Genomic DNA, 7010 nt, shown 5'->3' on the forward strand with positions numbered 1-7010 from the left:
TCCCATAATGGACATCCTCTCTTACAAGGTGTCCACCAAACCGGGGCAAAGCCAGACCTTGTGGTCCGGGCCCTCCGTGCTTCCGGGGAACCGCGAGACCGCTAGGGCGTCGCGCCCACCATCACGGGCTCGCGGAGCAACTCGACTGCCGCCACCGCATGCGCCAGCCTCACGCCAGCCTCGCACCACCGACCGTACGAACCGACGTGGGCCGCGACACGCCGCGTCTTGCGCGGTTCAACACCGCACCCTGGAGGTGTCGAGGGCGAAAACGGTTCGGACTGTCTGCGGGTGCGGGCGCACGTGCGGGCGCAGGTGCGGGTGCGGTGCGGGGTTGGGGCCGGTGGCGGGGCCCGGTTGAGGGCCGAGTTGAGGGTCCGGCGCTGCTAGATCTCGATGCCGACGGTGACGGGCTCGGGCACAAGGTCGATGCCGTACGCGTCTCGCACGCCATCGCGCACCGCCCGCGCGAGCGCGGTCAGGTCGGCGGCCGACGCCCCGCCCCGATTGGTCAGCGCGAGGGCGTGCTTGGTCGACAACGACGCCCTGACGCCGTCGCCCACCGCGAAGCCCTTGCCAAAGCCCGCGTGCTCGATCAGCCAGGCCGCGCTGGTCTTGATGGCGCCCTCCGGCGCCCCGGGGCCCGCCGGAAAGCGCGGAGCGTCGACGGGGAGTGCCGCAGCGGCCGACGCTTCCAGCACCGGGTTGGTGAAGAAGGACCCGGCGCTCCAGGTATCGGGGTCGGCGCCGTCGAGCAGCATGCCCTTGGATCGGCGCAATTCCAGCACGGCGTCGCGCACGTCGGTGATGGGTACCCGTGCGCCCTGCTCGACGCCCAGCGCCCCGGCAAGCTGGGCATACCGCACGGGCGCGGACAGCGATGCCATGCGGGTGTGGAACGTGACGGACAGCACCACGTAGCGGGGGCTCGGCTGCCACACTGCGCCGTCGTCCGCACCGCCGCGCATCGACCGCTTCAGGACCGAGTCGCGGTAGGTAAAGCCCAGTGACATGAGAGGCAGCGTCCGCACCGACTGCGTGGCACGGTCCCAGGTGCGCACCTGCGCGACCAGTTCGGACACGTCCGCGCCGTACGCACCGACGTTCTGCACGGGGGTCGCTCCGGTGGACCCGGGGATGCCTGACAGCGCCTCGAAGCCGGACCACTGGGAACGCACCGCTCGCTCCACCAGCGCGTCCCACGGCACGCCGGCGGCGGCGGTGATGGACAGACCCCCACACGCTCCGTCGTTGTGGAGGGAGACGTCGGCCTCGGCGTCGCGGCGGGCGTCACGCACGACGACGCCGTCAAAGCCCGCATCGGACACCAACAGGTTGGATCCGCCGCCGAGGATGAGAACGGGGATGCCAGCCGTGTCTGCGGCGCGGACGGCGTCGATCATGTCGTCGTCCGAGCCGGGCTCCACGATGTCGCGTGCGGGGCCACCCACCCTCAGCGTGGTGAGGTCCGCCAGACTGGTCATGGACTCAGCGTAGCCGCGAGCGCTTGTCCCCCCTGTGCATGGGGATGGCCTCGCCAGCGGCGTCGAGCACGGCGGACGGGTCCGTCATCTGACGTTCCAGCAGCTCGGAGCCGACGGCGCGTTCGACGGCGCGCCTGGATCGGAAGATGTGGCGATCGCTACGCACCGCCCGCGCCAGGATGAATGCCGCGAGCGAGCCGACCAGAACCAGTAGCATGGCGTGACGCAGCGGAACCCACTCGGCCATGCGCCCGATGATCTGGGGAACGATGAGCCCGGCCGTGGTCGAGAACGACGAGACGGCCGCGACCCGTGCGGCAGCGTGACGCGGGTCGTCGGCCGCCGCCGTGAATCCGATCGGGAAGTTCAGCGCGGCCCCGGCACCCCAGAAGATGACGGCGACGGGCACCAGCCAGAACGTCGGCGTGAAGGCGAACAGCGTCACCCCGATCACGACGCTCACGGCGGACGCCCGCAACGTCACCACTCGCCCTAAGCGGTCGATGATCCCCGCTCCCGACATTCGGAAGGAGAACATGGAGGCCACAAAGACCCAGTAGATGATGTCGCCCGTGGCCTCGCGCTGACCGAAGTCGTCGACGACGGCGAGGGACAGCCATTGCGAGGCAATCATCTCGGTCATGGCGGCGGCGAACACGATGGCCCCGATGAGCAGCACCCGTCGGTTGCGGTACTCCGCCCCGGCGGTGGCAAACGGGCCGCCGAGCGACTTGGAGGCAACTCTGGGGTCCGGTGTGCCGTCCAGGACGGCAACGGGAATCACCACGAGACGCACGATGGTCGCCGCCACCGCAACGATCGCGAAGTGCCACACGGGGGCGACATGCCAGTGCGACGCGGCGGCACCCAGTGCAATGCCCACCGCCATGCCGACGGAGAAGCCGGCGTGGAACTGCGGCATGATCGAGCGGCCCACGCGCCGCTCGACATCGGCGGCCTCGGCGTTGGCGGGCACATTGGATAGCGCGAACGCGAGGTTCATGAGGAAGAGGGCCGAGGCGAACAGCACCGGCGACCCGATTGCCGTGGACAGTCCGAGGACAACGAGGGACACCAGGTGCGCGAAGCTCACCCACCACAGCAACGCCCGCGAGCCAAACTTCGCGTTGGCCCATCCCGCGACCACGAGCGCCACGAGAGCGCCGAGGGCACCGAACAGCAACAGGATGGCCAAGCCGCTGGAGGAGACGTGCAGGAGGTCGCGGATCGTCGGAATCCGCGACAGGAAGGTCGTGAGGAAGACGCCGAGCAGTGCAAACATCAGGATGAGCGCGCGGTGCGCGGTGTGCACGCGCGCGGGCGTGGGCTTGGTGGTCGGCGCGTGGCCGAAAGTCGGAACCATGGTGTCCTGCCCTGGGGGTGGGTCGCGGGGAGCGCGTGTCCTCACCCGAAAGTCGAAACGTTTCGAATTGAGGTTATCATGGTGCCGCTACGCTGATGATCACACCAGGCGGTCGCCGCACTGCCGCTTCACCAAGGGAGTTCCCGATGAGCGCACAACGCCGGCCGACGATGGCCGACGTCGCAGCCCTCGCCCGGGTGTCGCTATCGACCGTGTCGCTCACCTATTCCGGCGCCGGACCCATCTCGCCCGACATGCGCGCGCGCGTCGAGAAGGCGGCCACCGCCTTGGGTTACGCGGGCCCTTCACCCCGGGCGCAAGCCCTCCGCTCGGGCCGCAGCCGCGTGGTGGGGCTCGTCATCCATGAGCAGTTGCAATACGCCCTGCGGGACCCGTTCACCCTGCGGGTGCTCGACGCGCTCATCGGCGACCTCGGCGAGATGGGGCTAGGGGTACTCCTGCTCCCGTCTCCCTCGGCCGACACGACCGAGTCCAACCTGTTGGCCACCGCGTCGATGGATGCCGCCGTCCTGATGCGAGTGCGGGACCATGACGAGCCCGCGCTCGAGATCCTTGCGCGCCGCGAGCTGCCCTTCGGGATCGTCGAGGGCACGGCGCCAGGGGCCGCCGCAATCACCATTCCCGACCGCCGGGCAACAGCAGACCTCATTCGCCACCTGGTGGGGTTTGGCCACGAACGCATCGCGACCGTCACACTGCCGCGCGGAACCCGGGGCGCGACCGCGATCTATGAAGGGGAACTGCTCGCGGGTGCCCTCTGGACGCCGACGCGGAACCGACTGGCCGCCTTCGAGGATGCGGGCGTCGAGCCGTGCGTCGTCGTCGAGTCGCATGCCTCCATGGTCGAGGCCGGGGTGGCCGCCGGCCATCTCGCGTTCGGCCACGCCTCCAGGCCCACGGCAGTCGTGTGCCAGTCCGACCTGCTCGCGGGAGGCGTGGCCCTGGCCGCGCGGGAACTGGGGCTGGACGTACCCGAGGACGTGTCGATCACCGGCTTTGACGGGCTCGACCTGCCATGGCTGCAGCCGCTCGACCTCACCACGGTTCCGCAAGACGGCGCCGCCAAGGGGCACCTCATCGCCCAGAGCGTCAAGGCCCTCCTCGCCGGCGCAGAGCCGCCGGTGATTGAACTGCCGCTGGAAATCCGCATCGGCAACAGCACGGCCCACGCGCCACGCTGACAGCTGAAGAGGGCGCCGCCCGGTGTCCCGGACGGCGCCCTGTCGGTCGTGAGTGGATGGGTGCTACAGCCCGAACACCGTCTGTAGCGCGGGGAGCGCGAAGTACACCGCGAAGGCGCCCGCCGCGAGCCACATGAGTGGCTTGACCTGCTTGGCGTCGCCCTTTGCGCTTTGGAGGATGACGTAGGCGATGAAGCCGAGCCCGATGCCCGCCGCAATCGAATACCCAAAGGGCATCACGATCATCGTCAGGAATGCGGGGATCGCGATCCCGTAGTCCTTCCAGTCGATGTCCACCACGCCGGTGAGCATCATCAGGCCGACCAGAACGAGTACTGGGGTGGCGGCCTCGAACGGCACCAGGTTTGCCAGCGGCGACAGGAACACCGCCACCAGGAATCCGAGCCCGGTGACCACCGAGGCGAGGCCCGTGCGTGCACCATCCCCCACGCCGGAGGCCGACTCGATGTAGGCCGTGTTCGACGAGACACCGCCGACGCCACCGACGATCGCACCGATCGAGTCCACGATGAGGATCTCCTGCGAGTTCGCCGGAACGCCCACCTCGTCGTTGAGGTGTGCCTCCTCGCCGACCGCCGTCATCGTGCCCATCGTGTCGAAGAAGTCGACCACAAAGAGCGAGAAGATGAGCAGCAGGACGGTGAGGACCGCAGGGCCAGACGTGAAGGCTCCGAGAATGCTCACCTGCCCGAGCAGGCCCAGGTCGGGGGCGAAGCTCCAGTCCTGCCCGGTGAACGTGGGGACAACGAGCGCCCACCCGGAGGGGTTGTCCTGAACCGACCCCACCTTGGCGATGGCCTCGACGACGAAGGCCAAAACCGTCACGCCGAGGATCGAGATCAGCAGCGCGCCCTTGACCTTGCGAAGCAAGAGGATGCCGCCCACCACGATGCCGACGACGAACAGTAGCGTGGGCCACGTGTTGATGGCGCCGCCCTGGCCGAACTGCGAAGGCACCGCGTCCGACCCCGGGTCATTGACCAGGCGCGAGTCCCAGAACGCGATAAATGCGAGGAAGAGGCCGATGCCAGCGGCGATCGCCTTCTTGAGAGCCATCGGAACGGCCCACAGGAACGCCAGTCGCAGCTTGGTGAGCACCAGGATCAGGACAAGAACACCCTCGAGGACGATCAGGCCCATCGCCTCGGGCCACGCCAAGGCGCCCGAGCCGACGAGGCCGTACGCGACGAAGGCGTTGAGACCCAGACCGGTAGCCAGCGCCAACGGGAACCGCGCGTAGGCACCCATCGACACCGTGAGCACGCCCGCGATCAGTGCCGTGGCGGCGGCGATCATGCCCAGGTTCGGCTCGGTACCGCCGCCGAGGTAGTTGCCAGCCTTGTCCGGCACAAAGCCCAGGATGAGGGGGTTAAGAACCACGATGTACGCCATCGTGAAGAAGGTCGTGAGTCCACCGCGGACTTCCTGACCGAACGACGATCCCCGTGCGGAAATCGAGAAATACGCGTCGAGCTTCTGTGCGAAGCCCGTGTTCTCCTTTGTTGCAGTTGCCATACCCGAATGGTGGCAGTGTGCGGGAGTCCCACACGACACCAGCGCATCAAACCGCGAGCCAATGTGTTGGAGGTTTCCCACAACTGACGTCTCCACGCCGGCTGCCGGGACCCCAGGCCCGTGCGCCCGCGGGGCTGCCGGGCGCCTACGCGCAGTCGACGATCGCTTGCGCCTTGCCCATCACCTTGGCTCCGTCGAAGGTCACTGTCACGTCGATGCGCGCCTGCTGAAGTTCGTGATCCAGCGCGCCCACCACCGCTGTGACACTCACGGTCGCGGCGCCAAGCGCGGGAACGGGCACCGGTCGCGTGAAACGCGCCTGATAGTCGACGATGTTTCCGCTGCCCGCCCATTCCTCGACCACCGAGGCGCCGATGCCCATAGTGAGCATGCCGTGGGCGATCACTCCCGGGAGCCCCGCCTGCCGGGCGAAGGCGTCGTTGTAGTGGATGGGGTTGAAGTCGCCCGAGGCGGCCGCGTAACGCACCAGCGTGTCTCGGGAGATCTCCACGTCACGCTGCGCCACCGGGTCGCCCACATTCAGGGACGCGAAGGCGGGCAGGGTCTCGTCGCTCATGACTGGTCCTCCCGCACGGCCAAGGTGGACATCACGGTGGCGACGGGCACGCCATCGGAGTCCGTGAGCTCCGCGCGGCTGGTCACCATGGAGATGCCCGCGCGCTGCGTGATCGATTCGATCGTGATGCTTGCACGGATCACATCGCCCGCGACGATTGGCCGATGATGAGTAAAGCGTTCGTCGGCATGGACCATCTTGGAGAAGTCGACGCCCACCTCGGGGTCCGCCACCACGTGAAACTCGGCCTTCTGCGCGATCACCGCGGCGAAGGTCGCCGGCGCCACCACATCCGCGTAGCCCTCGGCGTGCGCGACCTCGGAATAGAAGTGGGCGCCGCCGCGGGCGTCGACGGCATCGGCGAAGGCTCGGATGGCTCCACGAGTCACCTCGTAGGGCTCGAAGGGGCCGTACGTGCGGCCCTGCGTTTCCGGATTCACAGGCACGACTCAACCCTATCGAAAGGGACGATGTGGGCGCAGCCGCCGCACGGAACGTGCTCGTTCCCAAAAACGAGACGCCCGCCGCGGCACCGGCCCGGCGGGCGTCGAGGACTGGGTGGAGACTAGCGAGTCTCGCGGTGCGGCTGGTGCTTCCCGCACTTGGGGCAGAACTTCGCAAGCTCCACGCGATCAGGCGTGTTGCGGCGGTTCTTGCGCGTGATGTAGTTGCGGTTCTTGCATTCTGTGCACGCGAGCGTGATCTTCGGACGGATGTCGTTCTTGGCCATGGTTCAAATCCCTGCCTTGTCGTTCACGCTCGCGCGTGCCAGCCCATCCGGATCGATGGAACGTGTAGCGAGGGCGGGACTCGAACCCGCGACCCCACGATTATGAGTCGTGTGCTCT

Annotated in this window: 7 protein-coding genes; 1 reads left to right on the forward strand and 6 read right to left on the reverse strand. The window is 68.1% G+C overall.

Features of this window, described 5'->3' with window-relative positions; all coding sequences use genetic code 11:
- Nucleotides 1-386 precede the first annotated feature (386 nt).
- Together QZZ29_RS08800 and QZZ29_RS08805 are read right to left on the reverse strand one after the other, a co-directional pair.
- Nucleotides 387-1484: a UDP-N-acetylmuramate dehydrogenase gene (locus QZZ29_RS08800; protein ID WP_291382660.1), complete on the reverse strand. Its 1098-nt coding sequence runs from the start codon at nucleotides 1482-1484 to the stop codon at nucleotides 387-389.
- Nucleotides 1485-1488: 4 nt separating this feature from the next.
- Complete coding sequence (locus QZZ29_RS08805; RefSeq protein WP_291382662.1) at nucleotides 1489-2847, reverse strand: MFS transporter; 1359 nt, start codon at nucleotides 2845-2847, stop codon at nucleotides 1489-1491.
- 146 nt (nucleotides 2848-2993) lie between these two features.
- Here QZZ29_RS08805 and QZZ29_RS08810 point away from each other — a divergent pair, with 146 nt between their 5' ends.
- Nucleotides 2994-4049 (forward strand): LacI family DNA-binding transcriptional regulator, encoded by a 1056-nt coding sequence (locus QZZ29_RS08810; RefSeq protein WP_291382664.1) that lies wholly within the window; start codon nucleotides 2994-2996, stop codon nucleotides 4047-4049.
- A 63-nt stretch (nucleotides 4050-4112) separates the two neighbouring features.
- Here QZZ29_RS08810 and QZZ29_RS08815 read toward each other — a convergent pair whose 3' ends face one another.
- The 4 genes from QZZ29_RS08815 to rpmG form a co-directional block, all read right to left on the reverse strand.
- On the reverse strand, nucleotides 4113-5585 hold the full coding sequence (locus tag QZZ29_RS08815) for an NCS2 family permease (RefSeq protein ID WP_291382665.1): 1473 nt from the start codon (nucleotides 5583-5585) through the stop codon (nucleotides 4113-4115).
- Between the two features lie 145 nt (nucleotides 5586-5730).
- On the reverse strand, nucleotides 5731-6162 hold the full coding sequence (locus QZZ29_RS08820) for a MaoC/PaaZ C-terminal domain-containing protein (RefSeq protein ID WP_291382667.1): 432 nt from the start codon (nucleotides 6160-6162) through the stop codon (nucleotides 5731-5733).
- Entirely contained in the window at nucleotides 6159-6608 is a 450-nt protein-coding gene (locus QZZ29_RS08825; protein WP_291382668.1) for a MaoC family dehydratase N-terminal domain-containing protein, read from the reverse strand. Before QZZ29_RS08825 ends, QZZ29_RS08820 begins: the two co-directional genes overlap by 4 nt.
- A 119-nt stretch (nucleotides 6609-6727) precedes the next feature.
- Nucleotides 6728-6892 (reverse strand): 50S ribosomal protein L33, encoded by a 165-nt coding sequence (gene rpmG, locus QZZ29_RS08830; protein WP_226095626.1) that lies wholly within the window; start codon nucleotides 6890-6892, stop codon nucleotides 6728-6730.
- Nucleotides 6893-7010 lie beyond the last annotated feature (118 nt).

Source organism: Demequina sp., from assembly GCF_016278765.1.
In the GTDB taxonomy this organism is placed as follows: Bacteria; Actinomycetota; Actinomycetes; order Actinomycetales; family Demequinaceae; genus Demequina.

What these genes read in the sequence shown, in the direction of transcription:
- QZZ29_RS08820 (WP_291382667.1), bottom strand. Translation starts at nt 6,162, where the DNA reads ATGAGCGACGAGACCCTGCCCGCCTTCGCGTCCCTGAATGTGGGCGAC.
- QZZ29_RS08800 (WP_291382660.1), bottom strand. Translation starts at nt 1,484, where the DNA reads ATGACCAGTCTGGCGGACCTCACCACGCTGAGGGTGGGTGGCCCCGCA.
- QZZ29_RS08805 (WP_291382662.1), bottom strand. Translation starts at nt 2,847, where the DNA reads ATGGTTCCGACTTTCGGCCACGCGCCGACCACCAAGCCCACGCCCGCG.
- QZZ29_RS08810 (WP_291382664.1), top strand. Translation starts at nt 2,994, where the DNA reads ATGAGCGCACAACGCCGGCCGACGATGGCCGACGTCGCAGCCCTCGCC.
- rpmG (WP_226095626.1), bottom strand. Translation starts at nt 6,892, where the DNA reads ATGGCCAAGAACGACATCCGTCCGAAGATCACGCTCGCGTGCACAGAA.
- QZZ29_RS08815 (WP_291382665.1), bottom strand. Translation starts at nt 5,585, where the DNA reads ATGGCAACTGCAACAAAGGAGAACACGGGCTTCGCACAGAAGCTCGAC.